The following is a 16,972-nucleotide window of genomic DNA, read 5'->3' as shown; positions in this document are numbered from 1 at the left end:
AATGGCAAGCCTGATCACCTGCCCGCATTGCGGCACGCGCCCGAAAGAAGAGTTCACCATTCGCGGCTCAGCATCCGCTGTCCGTCCGGCTCCATCCGCGCCGGATGAAGACTGGCATCGTTATGTCTATATCCGCGACAACGAGCGCGGGCGCATTCTAGAATACTGGCACCATGCGGCCGGTTGCCGCCGTTGGCTGATCGTCGACCGCAGCAATGTCACCCATCAGGTTTTCTCCGTCACCGATGCCGCGGACAAGGCGCGGGAGGCGGCGCAATGACGGCCTATCGCCTTTCCTCCGGCGGTCTCGTCAACCGAAGCCGGCCGCTTACGTTCAAGTTCGACGGCAGGGATATGAAGGGAATGGAGGGCGATACGCTCGCCGCAGCCCTTCTTGCCAATGACCAATTGCTCGTCGGCCGCAGCTTCAAATATCACCGCCCGCGCGGCATTCTAACGGCGGGCTCTTCGGAGCCGAATGCGCTGGTGACGATCGGCAGGGATGGGCGTGCGGAGCCGAACACGCGCGCCACAGTCGCCGAACTCTATCAAGGCATGACCGCCGTCAGCCAGAACCGCTGGCCGTCGCTCAAATATGATGTTGCCTCGCTCAATGGTCTGTTCTCGCCTTTCCTCGGCGCTGGCTTCTACTACAAGACCTTCATGTGGCCGGCGGCTTTCTGGGAGAAGGTTTATGAGCCTCTGATCCGCCGTGCGGCGGGTCTCGGCAAGGCGGCAATGCGGGCCGATCCCGATCGCTATGAAAAGGCCTGGGCGCATTGCGATCTGCTGGTGATCGGCTCCGGCCCGGCCGGGCTGATGGCGGCGCTGACGGCTGCACGCGCCGGACTTCGCATCATCCTTGCCGACGAAGGATTTCGTCTGGGCGGATCGCTGCTGTCTGAGAGATTGTCGATCGGCAGCGTCCCCGCGAATATCTTCGTGCATGCGGCGCTCGGCGAACTCCAGAGCTTCGAGAATGTTACGTTGATGCCGCGCACGACGGTGTTCGGCTGGTACGACGACAATGTCTTCGGCGCAGTCGAAAAAGTGCAGAAGCATGTGGCAACGCCGTCGCCCGATCTGCCGGTCGAGCGTCTCTGGCGCATCGCCGCCAAACGCGCCATCCTGGCAACCGGTGGGGAAGAGCGGCCCCTGGTGTTCGGCGGCAATGACAGACCGGGTGTGATGATGGCGGGCGCGATGCGCAGCTATCTCAATCGCTATGGTGTCGTGGCGGGGCAGAAGGTAGCAGTCTTCACCAATGGCGGGTCCGGCTATCGCACGGCGCTTGATCTGGCGGCGGAAGGCGTCGAAATATCCGTTATCATCGATACGCGCAGTGCCTCGTCCGACATGGCGCCGCAGGGCGTTCGCATTATCCATGGCGGCACGCTGCTGGCCACGAAGGGCAGGCACCGTATCAGCGGTGTGATTGCCGATCGTGGTGGCTTGGACGAGCTTATCGCCTGTGATGCACTTGCCATGTCCGGCGGTTGGTCGCCGATCATTCATCTTGCCTGTCAGCGCGGCGCAAAGCCGGTGTGGTCGGAGGAGAAACAGGCCTTCATGGCGCCGACGGTCGGGGGCGAAATAGAGATTGCCGGATCGGCTGCGGGCATCGACAACGTTTCCGGCTGTCTCGCCGATGGCGCTGCGAAGGCGCGGTTGATCGTCGAGAGCCTCGGGCGCAGGGCGCATGAGGCTGAGATGCCGGATGTCGAAGGCGATTACGATCCGTCCTTTGCGGCCATCTGGCATGTGCCGGGCGCCAAGGACAAGGCTTTCGTCGACTTCCAGAACGACGTGCATGCGAAAGATTTGGGCTTGGCCCTGCGCGAAGGCTTTGGTCATGTGGAGCATGCCAAGCGATATACGACGAGCGGTATGGCGACCGATCAGGGCAAACTCGGCAATGTCAATGCCGCCGGCCTCATCGCCGGCATGCGCGGCGTCAGCCCGGCGGCTGTCGGCACGACGACGTTCCGGCCTTTCTATACGCCTGTCTCCTTCGGTGCGCTGGCAGGTACGGCGCGCGACAAGCATGCGCAGCCAGTGCGGGAATCGCCTCTGCATGGCTGGGCGAAGAAGAATGGCGCGACCTTCGTCGAAGCCGGCCTTTGGTATCGCTCGGCCTGGTTTGCGCGCTCGGACGAGAAGAGCTGGCGCGACAGCGTCGACCGCGAGGTGCTGAATGTCCGCAACAATGTCGGCCTCTGCGATGTCTCGACGCTCGGCAAGATCGAAGTGTTCGGCAAGGATGCGGCGGAGTTTCTCAACCGGCTCTATTCCAACGCCTTCCTGAAGCTACCGATCGGCAAGGCACGCTATGGACTGATGCTGCGCGAGGATGGCATGGTGTTCGACGACGGCACGACCAGCCGCCTTTCGCCGAATCATTTTTTCCTCACCACAACGACCGCGATGGCCGGGGAGGTGATGGCGCATATGGAATTCTGTGCCCAGGCGCTTTGGCCGCAGCTCGACGTGCGTTTCGTCTCCTCCTCCGATCAATGGGCGCAGATGGCGATTGCCGGGCCGAAGGCGCGGCAGGTTCTGGAACAGATCGTTCAGGACGATATTTCCGACGCGTTCTTCCCGTTCCTTGCCGCCGCGGAAGTGATGCTGAAGGGCGGTCTGAAGGGGAGACTTTTCCGCATCTCCTTCTCCGGCGAACTGGCCTATGAGCTCGCCGTTCCCGCCGGCTATGGCGAGGCGGTAGCGGATGCGATCATGGAGGCGGGCAAGGCGCATGGTATCTGTGCCTACGGCGTCGAGGCGCTGAACGTGCTCCGCATCGAGAAGGGCCACGTCACCCATAACGAACTGGATGGCCGCGCCACGCCGGATGATGTCGGCCTCAGCCGGATGATGGCGACGCAGAAGCCGGATTTCATCGGCAAGCGGCTCTCGACCCGCTTCGGCCTGACCGCCGCCGATCGTGTCCAGCTTGTCGGACTGAAGCCGGTCGATGTCACCAAGGAAATTCGCGCTGGTGCGCATCTTCTGAAGGAAGGCGCCAAGCCGTCGACGGCGAATGATCAGGGCCATGTTTCATCCGCCTGTTTCTCCCCGGTTCTCGGCCATTTCATCGCATTGGCCTTCCTGAAATCCGGCCGCGAGCGGATCGGTGAACATGTGATCGTCTGGGATGGGCTGCGCGGCGAGGAGGTGATTGCCGAGGTGTGCAATCCGGTCTTCGTCGATCCTGCCAACAAGAAGCTTTTGGGATGAGGGATCGATGAGCGTCGCATATCAGAATCGGCACGTGCTGGAAGACCACATCTCCGGCTTCGAAGCGGAATCCAATCCGAACCATCTCGCCGTCGCCCGCCGTCCCGCCATATTCTCGGTGCTCGCCCATACCGGTCAGGAAGCCTGGACGCTGGCGGCATTGAAAGCCATGTCGGATATTTCGGTACGCCATGTGGGACCGGGCGAGTGGCTGGCGGTATCGGACGTGTTGGGGGCCGAGAGCCTGGCGCGTGATCTCGCTTTATTGGATGCCGCTCGCGTTTCCCTCTTCGAACAGAGCGACGGCCGCGTGGTGCTGCGCCTTTTGGGTCCGAGTGTCCGGCGCATCCTGGCGAAATGCGTGGCCATCGACTTGCATCCGCAGGTCTTCGCCGATGGGCGGTCGGCCAATATGCTCATCTGCCACGTCGGCGCCAATCTGGCCCGCACCGGCCCCGATCATTTCGAGATCATCGTCCCCCGTTCCTATGCCGGCAGCGTCTTCGAGGAGCTGATGGAGATGGGGCGCGAGTTCGCCTTGACGGCAGGGTTTGCCGACTGAGCGCCTAAATCTTCGGAAAAGTGCAAAGCGACTTTCGAAAGGCGCGCTGGCAAGCAATGGCGCGATCCGAACAATTGCGATGGCGCAAACAGATAGATCGGTTTCGCAGTTCGGGCTATTTGGCCTCACAGATAGTCTCTAGGCTGCATTGCAAACAGGGTCGGTCAGGCGGAAAAATTCCCGCCGACTTCGCGCCGGACACAGGGGATTTCGGGATGAAAAGCCATGCCAAGGTCGTCGTTATCGGCGGCGGAGTCGTCGGATGCTCGGTGCTTTATCACCTGACGAAATTCGGCTGGACGGAGGTCGTGCTGCTGGAGCGCTCCGAGCTGACATCGGGTTCGACCTGGCACGCGGCCGGCGGCATGCATACGATCAATGGCGATCCCAATGTCGCCAAGCTGCAGAAATACACGGTCGAGCTCTATAAGGAGATCCAGGACTATTCCGGCCAGGATATCGGCCTGCACATGACATCCGGTCTTATGCTGGCGGCAACGCCGCAGCGTTTCGACTGGCTGAAATCCATCCTCGCCAAGGGGCGTTACAACGGCCTGGAGGCGACATTGCTGACGCCGAAAGAAGCGCATGCGATGATGCCGCTCCTTGATCCCGACCAGTTCGTCGGTGCTCTCTATGATCCCGTCGAAGGCCATCTCGATCCCTACGGCACCACACATGCCTATGCCCGCTCGGCAAAGAAGAACGGCGCTGAGATTTACCTGCACACCAAGGTCGAGGAGCTGGTGCAGCGCGAGGATGGTTCCTGGCGAGTGATGACCAATCAGGGCGAGATCGTCGCCGAGCATGTCGTCAATGCCGCCGGCCTCTGGGCGCGCGAGGTCGGGCGCATGGTCGGACTGGAGCTGCCGGTGCTTGCGATGGAGCACATGTATCTGATCACCGAGGACATGCCGGAGGTCGCCGACTTCAACAAGACGACCGGCAAGGAACTGATGCATTGCGTCGATTTCGACGGCGAGATCTATCTGCGCCAGGAACGGCAGGGCATGCTGATGGGCACATACGAGAAGGCCTGCCGCCCCTGGTCGCCGGTAACGACGCCCTGGGATTTCGGCCATGAGCTGCTGGCTGAGGATATCGAACGCATCACGCCGGAGCTCGAAGTTGGCTTCCGCCATTTCCCTGCCTTCAACAATGCCGGCATCAAGAAGATCATCAACGGTCCCTTCACCTTCTCGCCCGACGGCAATCCGCTGGTTGGACCGGTGCGGGGGCTGACGAACTATTGGTCCGCCTGCGCCGTCATGGCCGGTTTCAGCCAGGGCGGGGGTGTCGGGCTGGCGCTCGCCAACTGGATGATCCACGGCGATCCCGGCTTCGACGTCTTCGCCATGGACGTCTCCCGTTATGGCGACTACGCGACGCTGGCCTATACCAACGCCAAGGTGCGCGAGAACTACGCGCGGCGTTTCTCCATCCGCTATCCCAACGAGGAATTGCCGGCGGCACGGCCGCTGCTGACGACGCCGATCTACGACAAGCTTAAGGCGGCGGGCGGCATCTTCGGCGCGTCCTATGGGCTGGAGCAGGCGCTGTGGTTCGCGCCCGCGGGTGAGGCGGATGAGTTCTCCTGGCGGCGCTCCAACGATTTCGATGTGGTTGGCGCCGAGGCGAGGGCGGTACGCGACAGCGTCGGCCTGATGGAGACCTCCGGCTTTGCCAAATATTCGGTCAGAGGACCGGGCGCGGAAGCCTTTCTCGATTGGCTGCTTGCCTGCCGCATTCCGGCAATCGGGCGCATGACGCTGGCGCCGATGCTGAAGCATGACGGCAAGCTGATCGGCGATTTCACGCTCGCCAAATTGGGCGAGGGGGATTTCCTCCTCATCGGCTCCGGTATTGCCGAGGCTTATCATATGCGCTGGTTCGAGAGCCTATTGCCCAAGGATGGATCCGTGGAGATGAAGGCGCTCGGCTTGTCGCTGCTTGGACTTTCGATCGCGGGGCCGAATGCGCGCAAGCTCCTGGAAAAGCTGACGCATCAGGATGTCTCCGCCGCCGCTTTCCCTTTCATGTCCATTCGTCGGATGGATCTCGGCATGGCGCCTGCCATCGTCGGCCGGGTTTCCTACACCGGCGATCTCGGCTACGAGATCTGGATGAAGCCGGAATATCAGCGCTACCTCTTCGATCTGCTGATCGAGGCGGGTGCCGAATTCGGTATCAGGCTCTTCGGTCTTAGGGCCCTGAACGCGCTTCGCCTCGATAAATCTTACGGCAGTTGGGCGCGCGAATACCGTCCGCTTTATGGGCCGCTGGAAGCGGGGCTCGGCCGATTCGTGGCTCTATCCAAAGAGGCCGATTTCATCGGCAAATCGGCGGCGGCCAAGGAGAAGGCGGAGGGCGGCGCCATGCGGCTGCGCACGTTTATTCTCGCGGCCAGGGATGCCGATGTCATCGGCGATGAGCCGATCTATCACAACGGTGCCGTCTGTGGCTGGGTGACCTCGGGTGGCTATGCGCACGCCTCCGGCGCCTCGGTCGCCATTGGTTATGTGCCGAAAGAGATTGCCGACGAAACGCAGGGATGGTCGATCGAACTGCTCGGCGAATTATTTCCGGCGACATTGCAGCCGCAGCCGTTGTTCGAAGCTGGAGGCGCGCGCATGCGCTCCTGACCGCGAATGCCGAAGGGAGAGGGCGGGCTTCTCAGAGACGCATTTCTGAAGAGATTTTTTTACCGAAGCCTATTCGCGAATTATTTCGGCTATTTTTGAGCCAGGCAATGCTGTTTTTCTATCTTTTCTGGCTCGAATTGCGCCATTGCGCCACCTTTTGAAAAGATTTTGTCAATTTCCTGCCTTTTTGGCTTCACATTTCCTTCGAAAACAGTATGGAATCGCCCCCACGGGCCTTCTCGAAAGAAAACCCTAACCAATAAGAGATGCGGTCGACAAACTCCGCGTCCAGGGGAAATGACATATGGATTATTTTATCCAGCAGCTCCTTAACGGGCTGACTCTCGGGTCAATTTACGGCCTGATCGCCATTGGTTATACCATGGTTTACGGTATCATCGGCATGATCAACTTTGCTCATGGCGACGTGTTCATGCTTGGCGGATTCGCCGCTCTTATCACTTACCTGGTTCTCGTGTCGCTCGTTGCAGGACTACCGGTGGCAATAATGCTTTTGGTGATGCTCATCGTCGCCATGTTGATGACGAGCCTGTGGAATTGGGTGATCGAGCGTGTCGCCTATCGGCCGCTGCGCGGTTCGTTCCGCCTGGCGCCGCTGATCACCGCAATCGGCATGTCGATCGTGCTATCGAACTTCATCCAGGTCGCACAGGGCCCGCGCAACAAGCCGATCCCGACGTTGGTGGGCGATGTCTACAATATCGGCGGCGTATCGCTGTCGCTGAAGCAGATCATCATCTTCATCAGCACGGTCGTTCTGCTCGCCGCTTTCTGGTATCTGGTCAACAAGACCGCGCTTGGCCGCGCCCAGCGTGCCACGGAGCAGGATCGCAAGATGGCGGCGCTGCTCGGCATCAATGTCGACCGCACCATTTCCGTCACCTTCATCATGGGTGCGGCGCTCGCCGCCGTCGCCGGCACGATGTACCTGATGTATTATGGCGTCGCCAACTTCACCGATGGCTTCGTTCCCGGCGTCAAGGCGTTCACCGCCGCCGTTCTCGGGGGCATCGGCTCGTTGCCGGGCGCTGTTCTCGGCGGACTGATGATCGGCTTCATCGAGTCGTTCTGGTCGGGCAATTTCGCTATCGCGTATAAGGATGTCGCGACCTACGGCATCTTGGCCTACGTGTTGATCTTCAAGCCGACGGGTATTCTCGGGCGGCCGGAAGTCGAGAAGGTATAACGCCATGGCAAGTTCAAATTTCGTTGCAGGCAAGACCGCGCCCGGCCTTGTCCAGAAAGGGCTTACCGACGCCCTTTGGACAGCGGTCATCGCATTTGGCATGTTCGTGCTCTATATCGGTCTGAAGACTGATCAGAATATCGACAACCAACTGATCATCGTTCAACGCTGGGGCCTGCTGGCGTCCATCGTTGCCATCGCTGCCGTCGGGCGTTTCGTCATGACGGTGTTCGTGCAGCCCAAACTAGCGGCCATGAAAGCGGCCAAGGCGAAGGCTCCGCCCGTCGAAGCCGAACCCGGCTTCATCTCGAAGAACTTCAACGCGATTGCGCTGGTCTTTCTGCTTATCTATCCGCTACTGGCGCTGGCGCTTTTCGGCGTGCAGGGATCGCTGACCTATGTCGACAATTTCGGCATCCAGATCTTGATCTATGTGATGCTTGCATGGGGCCTGAACATCGTCGTCGGCCTGGCCGGCCTGCTCGATCTCGGCTATGTCGCCTTCTATGCGGTCGGAGCCTATTCCTACGCGCTGCTGTCGACGCATTTCGGCCTGTCCTTCTGGATACTGCTGCCGTTGTCCGGCATTTTTGCCGGGCTGTGGGGCATGATCCTCGGCTTTCCGGTGTTGCGTCTGCGCGGCGACTATCTGGCCATCGTGACGCTGGCTTTCGGCGAAATCATCCGCATCGTCATCACCAATTGGACGGACGTTACCCGCGGCAGCTTCGGCATTTCCAACATCACCAAGGCCTCGCTGTTCGGACTTTATACTTTCGATATCAAGGATCCGCACAATTTCATCCGGACCTTCGGCCTGCCGTTCTCGTCGGCCTGGTACAAGATATTCTTGTTCTACGTGATCCTCGCGCTCTGCATGCTGACCGCCTATGTGACGATCCGGCTGCGCAGGATGCCGATCGGCCGTGCCTGGGAAGCCTTGCGCGAAGATGAAATCGCCTGCCGCTCGCTCGGCATCAACACGGTGACGACCAAGCTGACGGCATTCGCCACCGGCGCGATGTTCGGCGGCTTCGCCGGCTCGTTCTTTGCCGCGCGTCAGGGCTTCGTCTCGCCGGAATCCTTCGTCTTCCTAGAGTCCGCGGTCATTCTCGCCATCGTCGTCCTTGGCGGCATGGGCTCGTTGAAGGGCATCGCCATCGCCGCGATCGCCATGGTCGGCGGCACCGAATTGCTGCGCGACATGGGCTTCCTGAAGATAATTTTCGGTGCTGATTTTACCCCGGAACTCTATCGCATGCTGATTTTCGGGCTCGCCATGGTGGTCGTGATGATCATCAAGCCGCGCGGCTTCGTCGGCACGCGCGAGCCGACCGCCTTCCTCAAGGAGCGGAAAGCGGTCTCCGGCAGCTTTACAAAGGAGGGCCACGGCTGATGAACGCTGTGACCGCAATCCCCGACGACATTCTGCTGAAAGTCGATCACCTGTCGATGAAGTTCGGTGGCCTGATGGCGATCAACGACTTCTCCTTCGAGGCCAAGCGCGGCGATATTACCGCGCTGATCGGCCCGAACGGTGCCGGCAAGACCACCGTGTTCAACTGCATTACCGGTTTCTACAAGCCGACGATGGGGATGATCACGCTCAACCAGAAGAGCGGCAAGCAATTCCTGCTGGAGCGGCTGCCGGATTTCCGGATCACCCGTGAAGCCAAGGTGGCGCGCACGTTCCAGAATATCCGCTTGTTCTCGGGGTTGACCGTGCTTGAAAACCTGCTGGTCGCGCAACACAACAAGCTGATGCGCGCGTCCGGTTATACGGTGCTTGGTCTGCTCGGCATCGGCAAATATCACGCCGAGGCCAAGAATGCCATCGAGCTGGCGCGCTTCTGGCTGGAGAAGGCCGATCTTGTCGATCGGGCCGACGATCCGGCCGGTGATCTTCCGTACGGCGCGCAACGTCGTCTCGAGATCGCCCGTGCCATGTGCACCGGGCCCGAACTTCTGTGCCTGGACGAGCCGGCCGCCGGCCTCAACCCGCGCGAGTCGCTGGTGCTCAACGAATTCCTGCGCAGCATTCGCAAGGATGCCGACACGTCGATCCTTCTGATCGAACACGACATGTCGGTGGTGATGGAAATCTCCGACCACGTCGTCGTGCTGGAATACGGACAGAAGATTGCCGACGGTACGCCGGATGAGGTCAAGAACGATCCGAGAGTGATCGCGGCCTATCTGGGTGTCGAAGATGAAGAAGTGGAAGAGGTGATTGCCGAAGTCGAGCACCTCCAAGAGGGCGAACATCGATGACGGGGCAACCGCTTCTGAAAGTTGAAGGCGTCGAAACCTATTACGGCAACATCCGCGCCCTTGCCGGCGTCAATGTCGAAGTCAACAGCGGCGAAATCGTCAGCCTGATCGGCGCAAATGGCGCCGGCAAGTCGACACTGATGATGACGATCTGCGGCAGCCCGCAAGCCCGCAACGGCTCGGTGACCTTCGACGGCCGCGACATCACTCGCATGCCGACGCATGAAATCGCCCGACTGCGGATTGCGCAGTCGCCAGAAGGGCGGCGCATCTTCCCGCGCATGACGGTCTACGAGAACCTGCAGATGGGTGCGAGCCTCGACAAGCTCAAATATTTCAATGAGGATGTCGAAAAGATCTTCGCCCTGTTTCCACGCTTGAAGGAGCGTCAATCGCAGCGCGGCGGTACGCTGTCGGGTGGCGAGCAGCAGATGCTGTCGATCGGTCGCGCGCTGATGGCGCGCCCGAAGCTGCTTCTGCTCGACGAGCCGTCGCTTGGCCTTGCGCCGCTGATCGTCAAGGGCATTTTCGAAGCCATCAAGGTTCTGAACAAGAGCCAGGGCCTCACTGTCTTTCTGGTCGAGCAGAACGCTTTTGCGGCCCTGAAGCTCTCCGACCGCGCCTATGTCATGGTCAACGGCCGGGTGACGATGAGCGGCTCCGGCAAGGAACTGCTCGCCAATCCGGAAGTGCGTTCAGCCTATCTCGAAGGCGGTCACCATTGAGCCTCGTTCTGCGGAGAATTTGATATGCAGGGACTTTTCTTCGAAAGCGATACGGGCGGGCGCCTCGTCATTCGAGTGGTTATCGTTCTTTTGGGTTTCTGGACGGCATGGCGCGCCGGCCGCGCCGTGGCGAGCAACTGGAACTCCTATCCGCTGGCCGTCATCTATACATGCCTGATCGGCCTCGGGCTGCAATTCCTGCATCACGCGCTGTTCAACGGCCCAGTATTCGACCTCGTCAACTATATTGTCGATGTGGTCCTTCTCCTGATCTTTTCGACGGCCGGATATCGCTATCGCCGCACCTATCAGATGGTGAACAACTACTATTGGCTGTACGAAAAAACTTCCGCATTCTCTTGGAAGAAGAAGAATTGACAGTGCGCCGAAACTAGGCTCAGTCTGAATACAAGGTGGGCTTGATCCTATCCGAGAACCGATCGACATTTTTCGGGATCACGTCCTCCAGACTTCGAAATGCAAGTTTACCGGCGCGATGATTGGTGGGTATTGCGCAGGGCAAATCAAACGGAACCCGCTCAAAAAATTGGGAGTAACAATATGAAGAAGTATCTTCTGTCGGCCGTGGCTCTGTCGGCGATGATCGCATTCGGCGGCGTTGCAAAGGCTGACATCATCATTGGCGTTGCAGGCCCTCTGACGGGTGCAAATGCCGCCTTCGGCGCTCAGCTCCAGAAGGGTGCCGAGCAGGCCGTCACCGACATCAACGCGGCCGGCGGCATCAACGGTGAAAAGATCAAGCTCGAACTCGGCGACGACGTTTCCGACGCCAAGCAGGGCGTTTCGGTTGCCAACAAATTCGTCGCTGACGGCGTCAAGTTCGTTGTCGGTCACTTCAACTCGGGCGTTTCCATCCCGGCTTCGGAAGTTTATGCCGAAAATGGCATCCTTCAGATCACCCCGGCTTCCACCAACCCGGTTTTCACCGAGCGCGGCCTGTGGAACACCTTCCGTACCTGCGGTCGTGACGACCAGCAGGGCGCAGTTGCCGGCAAGTACATTTCCGACAACTTCAAGGGTGCCAAGGTTGCCATCGTTCACGACAAGACCCCCTACGGCCAGGGCCTTGCCGACGAAACCAAGAAGAACCTCAATGCTGATGGCATGAAGGAAGTTCTCTACGAAGGCATCACTCCCGGCGACAAGGACTACTCGGCCCTCATCGCCAAGATGAAGGAAGCCGGCGTCGATTTCGTCTACTACGGCGGCCTGCACACCGAAGCCGGCCTGATCATGCGCCAGATGGCTGACCAGGGCGTCAAGGCTCACTTCATGTCGGGCGACGGTATCGTCTCGAACGAGCTTGCTTCGATCGCCGGCGACGCTGTCAACGGCACGCTGATGACCTTCGCGCCCGATCCGCGCAAGAACCCGGCTTCCAAGGATCTGGTCGCCAAGTTCCGCGCTGCCGGTTATGAGCCCGAAGGCTACACGCTCTATGCGTATGCTGCCATGCAGGTCATCGCCGACGCCGCAAAGGCTGCCGGCTCCAACGACCCGATGGCTGTTGCCGACGCGCTGAAGGCAAAGGGTCCCTACAAGACCGCCATCGGCGAACTCGGCTTCAACGAAAAGGGCGACATCACCCGTCCGGACTACGTGATGTACAAGTGGTCCAAGGGCTCCGACGGCAAGTACAACTACGCCGAAATCGAAAAGTAATCATTCACGTCGCCGGCTTTCCGGCGGCACGTTCGATCTGGAAGCCCGGTCATTGGCCGGGCTTCTTTGCGTTCAAGCTGTGATGACGGCGTTTCCTTCGCTTTTTCGTATCAAGGTGACCTGACTGGTGGAAGGATCGGTGCTGGCCGAAGGTTTGCTCGAGAGGCTTTGGGCAAAGGAAGAAAATTGAGGTGCCGTACTTTTCATCGTTTGGCGAAAAATGCGGCGGATGCCTGCGACAGACAACCGACGTTCCGGGCGGCTGCATAAGGCACAGAAATTGCTTGCCTTCATTTCTTGGTGGGTTTCAATGACCTGCGATGGCATGACGTGATGCGTGGAGTAACGGGATGGTGATGGCAGCGGCGGGCACGAGACCGCAGAGGGCGCGCGGGCGCGGCCGTCTGGTGGCCAAGGCGCTTGATGGGCGCACGCGCCTTGCCGAACTTTTCCAGGAAGGTGCGGCGAAGATTCGCCTGCCCGATACGTTCGATAATTCCATGGAAGCCGTTATCATCAATACTGCCGGCGGGCTGACGGGCGGCGACGAGATGGATTGGAGCATCGTCGCTGGGCCGGGCACGCACATCGATGTGACGACCCAGGCCTGCGAGAAGATCTACAAGGCATCCGCAGGCACCGCCGAAGTGATGACTTCTATCAAGGTCGGTGCCGGCGCACGCGTCGATTGGTTGCCGCAGGAAACCATTCTGTTCGATCGCGCCTCGCTGTCGCGCAGGCTCGATGTCGATCTCGACGAAACTGCCGAATTTCTGGCCGTCGAGGCAATCCTGCTGGGCCGCAAAGCCATGGGGGAGGCGATGGCGCAGGGCATGTTTCGCGACCGCTGGCGCATCCGCCGTGCTGGGCGATTGATCCATGCCGAGGAGCTGAGGCTCGACGGCGATGTCGCCGCGTTGACGGCCGAACGTGCCGTTCTGAGCGGCCAAGTCGCTTTCGCGACCCTGCTCTATGCCGGGCCGCTGGCGGAAACCTATCTCGCCAAGCTGCGGCCGCTTGTCGAGGGGCACATGGGCGGCGTCAGCCAATGGCGCGACAAGCTGGTGGTACGGCTTGCGGCAGCCGATGGCTTCTCCCTGAGAAAAATCCTGATCCCGGTCATTTCCGCCTTGCGCAACGCAGCGTCAGTGCCGAAAGTCTGGAATCTGTAATTCGAGCAATAGCAATCACATAGGTAGGCGATGAACCTCACTCCGAGAGAAAAAGACAAGCTGTTGATCTCCATGGCGGCAATGGTTGCGCGGCGGCGGCTGGAGCGCGGCGTCAAGCTCAACCATCCGGAAGCCATCGCGCTGATCACCGATTTCGTGGTCGAAGGCGCCCGTGACGGTCGTTCGGTCGCCGAACTGATGGAGGCCGGCGCCCATGTCATCAGCCGCGACCAGGTGATGGAAGGGATTGCCGAGATGATCCACGACGTACAGGTCGAGGCGACGTTTCCGGATGGAACGAAGCTCGTGACCGTGCACGAGCCGATCCGCTGAAACGACGGCAAAGGAAAAAATCATGATTCCAGGTGAAATTATTGCCGCAAGCGGCGACATCGAACTGAACGCCGGCGCGCCGACGGTGACGCTGGAAGTCTCCAATACCGGCGACCGCCCGGTGCAGGTCGGCAGTCACTATCATTTTGCAGAGACGAATGGCGGTCTCGCCTTCGATCGCGAAAAGGCCAAGGGCATGCGTCTCGATATCCCTGCAGGGACGGCCGTGCGTTTCGAGCCGGGACAGACGCGCTCGGTGACACTGATCCCGCTCTCCGGCAAGCGCGAGATCTATGGTTTCCGCCAGCAGATCATGGGCAAGCTTTAAAACTTATAGGGAGAGACGGCATGTCCTTGAGATTGCTTGCATGCAGCGCGTTTGTCGCGACGGTTTTGATGTGCGGTTCGGCCCATGCGCAAAATGATGCGGACGAGCCGGAGGTCGATTGCAACAATGCGCAGACGCAGATGGATATGAACATCTGCTCGCAGCGGGACTATGACAAGGCCGATAAGGCATTGAACGAGCAATATAAAAAGACGCGCGCGGCAATGGTCGCCACCGATGCGGATCTCGATGACGACCAAAAGGGTGCCGAAAAGGCATTGGTCAAGGCGCAGCGAGCCTGGGTCGATTATCGCGATGGCCAATGCGAGGCGGAAGGATTTGGGGCGCGGGGCGGGTCGATGGAGCCGATGCTCGTTTCCGGATGCAAGGCGACGTTGACAGAGCAGCGGACCAAAGAGCTGAAGGCACTGGCCGATGGGCCGGAGGGTGCACAGTGAGCGCCAGCCGCAGGATCATGATCGTCGGCAATGGCGAGATTGCCGAAGGGGCGGCGAAGGAGATCGACGCCGCCGATCTGGTCGTGCGTTTCAATGATTGCCGCTCCATAGAGACGGGCGGCAGCCGTACGGATATCGTCGCGGTCTGCAACACCGGCCGGCCGGCGCGCGCCATGCTCGGTTCCGCGGAATGGCGCAACAGTCCGCCGATTGCGGCCGCATCGGAAATCTGGAGTGTCCGCGATCCCCGCAAATTCGCGGCGCTGCGCGAGCCGCTAGCGTTGTCGCATCCGGAGCTCGACGATTTCTGTGACGACTACACGGATCAATTCACCGCCTTCTGCAAGGCGACAGACAAACGTCATGTGGTCATCGACCAGGCGGTTCATGAGAGCGTCGATGAAGCGCTCATGGCTTACGAACCTGGTCCCTACGTCGTGCCGAGCAGCGGCATGGTCGCGATCGCCGAGTTGCTTTTGCGCTATCCCGGCGAGGACATCGCCATTACTGGCTTCAGCCATACTGGATGGGATGGCCATCCATTTGCTGCAGAGAAGCGGCTGGTTGATCATTATATTTCGCTAGGTCGCCTGAGGCGTATCGCCGACAAGACCCCCGTCATTTCCTCCCAAGGAGCTTGATTTATGCCCCATAAGATTTCCCGCGCCGCCTATGCCAACATGTTCGGGCCGACCACCGGTGATAGGGTACGGCTTGCCGATACGGAACTTTTCATCGAAGTGGAGAAGGATTTCACCACTTATGGCGAAGAGGTGAAGTTCGGCGGCGGCAAGGTCATTCGTGATGGGATGGGGCAGAGCCAGGTTACGCGGGCCGATGGTGCCGTCGATACCGTCATCACCAACGCACTGATTGTCGACACCTGGGGGATCGTCAAGGCTGATATTGGTCTCAAGGATGGCAGGATCGTCGCGATCGGCAAGGCTGGCAACCCGGACATGCAGCCCGGCGTCAATATCATCGTCGGTCCGGGCACGGAGGCGATCGCGGGCGAGGGCAAGATCGTCACGGCCGGCGGCATGGACAGCCATATCCACTTCATCTGCCCGCAGCAGATCGAAGAGGCGCTGATGAGCGGGCTGACGACCATGCTCGGCGGCGGCACAGGCCCGGCGCACGGAACGCTTGCCACCACCTGCACGCCCGGCCCCTGGCACATCGCCCGCATGATCGAGGCTGCCGATGCCTTTCCGATGAACCTCGCTTTTGCCGGCAAGGGCAATGCTTCACTGCCTGGCGCGCTCGAAGAGATGGTGCTTGCCGGTGCCACCTCTTTGAAGCTACACGAGGATTGGGGGACGACGCCCGGCGCCATCGACTGCTGCCTGACGGTCGCCGATGCGTATGACGTGCAGGTGATGATACACACGGATACGTTGAACGAAAGCGGCTTTGTAGAGGACACGATCGGCGCCATCAAGGGCCGCACCATCCATGCTTTCCACACCGAAGGGGCGGGTGGCGGCCATGCGCCTGACATCATCAAGATCTGCGGACAGTCGAATGTGATCCCGTCTTCGACCAATCCGACGCGGCCCTATACGGTTAACACGATCGCCGAGCATCTCGACATGCTGATGGTCTGCCATCACCTGTCGCCGTCGATCCCGGAAGACATCGCTTTCGCCGAAAGCCGCATTCGCAAGGAGACGATTGCAGCGGAAGATATTCTGCACGATATCGGTGCCTTCTCGATCATTTCGTCCGACAGCCAGGCCATGGGCCGCGTCGGCGAAGTGGCGATCCGCACCTGGCAGACCGCCGACAAGATGAAGCGCCAGCGCGGCCGTCTTGCCCAGGAAACCGGCGACAACGACAATTTCCGCGTCAAACGCTACATCGCCAAATATACGATCAACCCGGCGATCGCCCATGGCCTCAGCCATGAGATCGGTTCGATCGAAGTCGGCAAGCGCGCCGACCTGGTGATCTGGAACCCGGCCTTCTTCGGCGTGAAGCCGGACATGGTGCTGCTCGGCGGCTCGATTGCAGCCGCTCCCATGGGCGATCCGAACGCCTCGATCCCCACGCCGCAGCCGGTCCATTATCGCCCGATGTTTGCCTCTTTCGGCAAGAGCCTGACAAACTCCTCGGTCACCTTCGTGTCGCAGGCGTCGCTTGATGCAGGTCTCGCCGGCAGGCTAGGCGTCGCCAAGAGCCTCGTTGCCGTCAGGAATACCCGCGGCGGCATCTCCAAGGCGTCTATGATCCACAATAGCCTGACGCCGCATATCGAAGTCGATCCGGAGACCTACGAAGTGCGCGCCGATGGCGAGCTTCTCACCTGCGAACCGGCAACGGTGCTGCCGATGGCGCAGCGCTATTTCCTGTTTTGA

General features: G+C 60.3%; 17 protein-coding genes. 16 read left to right on the top strand and 1 reads right to left on the bottom strand.

The features are described 5' to 3' along the window. The first annotated feature begins 1 nt into the window (after position 1). From QA646_RS11705 to QA646_RS11660, 10 genes are all read left to right on the top strand, one after another. Positions 2-280, top strand: coding sequence for a sarcosine oxidase subunit delta (locus QA646_RS11705; protein ID WP_283055625.1), 279 nt, complete (start codon positions 2-4; stop codon positions 278-280). Further along, on the top strand, positions 277-3,234 hold the full coding sequence (locus QA646_RS11700; RefSeq protein ID WP_283055624.1) for a sarcosine oxidase subunit alpha family protein: 2,958 nt from the start codon (positions 277-279) through the stop codon (positions 3,232-3,234). The genes QA646_RS11705 and QA646_RS11700 overlap by 4 nt, the downstream gene beginning before the upstream one ends. 7 nt (positions 3,235-3,241) lie before the next feature. Beyond that, positions 3,242-3,796: a sarcosine oxidase subunit gamma family protein gene (locus QA646_RS11695; RefSeq protein ID WP_283055623.1), complete on the top strand. Its 555-nt coding sequence runs from the start codon at positions 3,242-3,244 to the stop codon at positions 3,794-3,796. 215 nt (positions 3,797-4,011) lie between these two features. Then, positions 4,012-6,438: an FAD-dependent oxidoreductase gene (locus QA646_RS11690; RefSeq protein WP_283055622.1), complete on the top strand. Its 2,427-nt coding sequence runs from the start codon at positions 4,012-4,014 to the stop codon at positions 6,436-6,438. A gap of 304 nt (positions 6,439-6,742) precedes the next feature. Next, a complete protein-coding gene (locus QA646_RS11685) occupies positions 6,743-7,645 on the top strand; it encodes a branched-chain amino acid ABC transporter permease (protein WP_283055621.1) in 903 nt (300 codons plus the stop codon). Between the two features lie 4 nt (positions 7,646-7,649). Continuing rightward, positions 7,650-9,041 (top strand): high-affinity branched-chain amino acid ABC transporter permease LivM, encoded by a 1,392-nt coding sequence (gene livM, locus QA646_RS11680; protein WP_283055620.1) that lies wholly within the window; start codon positions 7,650-7,652, stop codon positions 9,039-9,041. After that, positions 9,041-9,916: an ABC transporter ATP-binding protein gene (locus tag QA646_RS11675; RefSeq protein WP_283055619.1), complete on the top strand. Its 876-nt coding sequence runs from the start codon at positions 9,041-9,043 to the stop codon at positions 9,914-9,916. The genes livM and QA646_RS11675 overlap by 1 nt, the downstream gene beginning before the upstream one ends. After that, positions 9,913-10,641 (top strand): ABC transporter ATP-binding protein, encoded by a 729-nt coding sequence (locus QA646_RS11670; protein WP_283055618.1) that lies wholly within the window; start codon positions 9,913-9,915, stop codon positions 10,639-10,641. Before QA646_RS11675 ends, QA646_RS11670 begins: the two co-directional genes overlap by 4 nt. A gap of 24 nt (positions 10,642-10,665) precedes the next feature. Further along, the gene (locus QA646_RS11665) at positions 10,666-11,019 is read left to right on the top strand and encodes a DUF6867 family protein (RefSeq protein WP_283055617.1); all 354 of its coding nucleotides are present in this window, start codon (positions 10,666-10,668) and stop codon (positions 11,017-11,019) included. A gap of 183 nt (positions 11,020-11,202) precedes the next feature. After that, positions 11,203-12,324, top strand: a complete 1,122-nt coding sequence (locus QA646_RS11660) for a branched-chain amino acid ABC transporter substrate-binding protein (RefSeq protein ID WP_283055616.1) — start codon at positions 11,203-11,205, stop codon at positions 12,322-12,324. 72 nt (positions 12,325-12,396) lie between these two features. On the opposite strand, the gene QA646_RS11655 is transcribed toward QA646_RS11660, so the two are convergent. Beyond that, the gene (locus QA646_RS11655; protein WP_283055615.1) at positions 12,397-12,651 is read right to left on the bottom strand and encodes a hypothetical protein; all 255 of its coding nucleotides are present in this window, start codon (positions 12,649-12,651) and stop codon (positions 12,397-12,399) included. A 23-nt stretch (positions 12,652-12,674) separates the two neighbouring features. On the opposite strand from QA646_RS11655, the gene QA646_RS11650 reads away from it, so the two are divergent. From QA646_RS11650 to ureC, 6 genes are all read left to right on the top strand, one after another. Continuing rightward, entirely contained in the window at positions 12,675-13,496 is an 822-nt protein-coding gene (locus QA646_RS11650) for an urease accessory protein UreD (protein WP_283055614.1), read from the top strand. 30 nt (positions 13,497-13,526) lie between these two features. Continuing rightward, positions 13,527-13,829: an urease subunit gamma gene (locus QA646_RS11645; protein WP_283055613.1), complete on the top strand. Its 303-nt coding sequence runs from the start codon at positions 13,527-13,529 to the stop codon at positions 13,827-13,829. Between the two features lie 22 nt (positions 13,830-13,851). Next, the gene (locus QA646_RS11640; RefSeq protein ID WP_283055612.1) at positions 13,852-14,157 is read left to right on the top strand and encodes an urease subunit beta; all 306 of its coding nucleotides are present in this window, start codon (positions 13,852-13,854) and stop codon (positions 14,155-14,157) included. Positions 14,158-14,225: 68 nt separating this feature from the next. Further along, positions 14,226-14,615 (top strand): lysozyme inhibitor LprI family protein, encoded by a 390-nt coding sequence (locus QA646_RS11635; RefSeq protein WP_283058852.1) that lies wholly within the window; start codon positions 14,226-14,228, stop codon positions 14,613-14,615. Between the two features lie 17 nt (positions 14,616-14,632). Then, a complete protein-coding gene (locus QA646_RS11630) occupies positions 14,633-15,256 on the top strand; it encodes a glycosyltransferase family 29 protein (RefSeq protein ID WP_283058851.1) in 624 nt (207 codons plus the stop codon). Between the two features lie 3 nt (positions 15,257-15,259). Continuing rightward, positions 15,260-16,972: an urease subunit alpha gene (ureC, locus tag QA646_RS11625; RefSeq protein ID WP_283055611.1), complete on the top strand. Its 1,713-nt coding sequence runs from the start codon at positions 15,260-15,262 to the stop codon at positions 16,970-16,972.

Source organism: Rhizobium sp. CB3090 (assembly GCF_029714285.1).
Taxonomy (GTDB): Bacteria; Pseudomonadota; Alphaproteobacteria; order Rhizobiales; family Rhizobiaceae; genus Rhizobium.
This window is presented reverse-complemented; position numbering and strand designations above follow the sequence as displayed.